General features: G+C 59.5%; 1 pseudogene. It reads left to right on the top strand.

Going from position 1 to position 835, the window contains the following annotated elements:
* Positions 1 to 93 (top strand): annotated as a pseudogene (locus tag ACZBJS_RS42650) (IS5/IS1182 family transposase); the annotation flags it as partial.
* Between the last annotated feature and the right edge of the window lie 742 nt (positions 94 to 835).

Raw genomic sequence — 835 nt, 5'->3', positions numbered from 1 at the left:
CAGTTCCGACGTGTCGCAACCCGCTTCGAAAAAACGGCCCGGAATTACCGGGCCGTCGTCACTCTCGCTGCCATTGTTCTATGGATGCGCTAGTGTCCACACCACCTAGTGGTCATCGAGCAGCCTGGCGGCGGTTTCCTGGTCGAGATCACGCCTCTCGGGGGCGGTCAAACCGTCAGGACGATGACCTATCAGAGCACGCAGGAAGCGATTTCCGGGCGTTCCACTCACAATGTCGAATGCGGTTCGGTGGGGCTGATGAGTGCCGCATTCGTCAGACGAACAAGCTTCGGCCACGTTCGTTCCTGGCAGTCATAGAAAAGGCCCCAGCACCTCTGGGGGCCCTAGGGGCGGTGCTGGGGCCATCTCTTGATCCGCCGATCTTATCTTGGAAGGCCGGCAAGCTCGATACTGCGCCCCTCTCTAAGCCTCCCGCAATGGCCGCTTTTTCCTAAAAAATGCGCGGCATACGAGGAACCTCGAGGGGACGAAAGAATCTAATTGACGCTTCTGGTCAGCCAACCGCCCCCCGATTGCCAGAAGAAAACCCGTATGGCTCGGGTTGGCGGCCCCTAGGTTGGGGCCGCTTGCAGCGAAGGTGTGATCGCTTCATTCACATAGATGTCGCTGGCGTCCTACACGTTACTTGCGAGGCTGGTTTTCACAGGTGGCGGTTGCAGTGGAATTTATTGGACGCCCGATGCGAGGCGCCTTGGCAAGGCCTTGGTCGTTCGTGAAGAACTGGCGCCGGCGCCCGGCTTAAGCGGTGTTTCGAGCCGGGACGGTCTCGAAGAAGGCTCGGATGATGACACGCAAGAGCTCTGCGAGCCATCGC

The sequence above is a fragment of the Bradyrhizobium sp. KZN70725 genome, from assembly GCF_055264925.1.
Note: the sequence above shows the minus strand (reverse complement) of the source record. Positions and strands in the feature narration are given on the sequence as shown.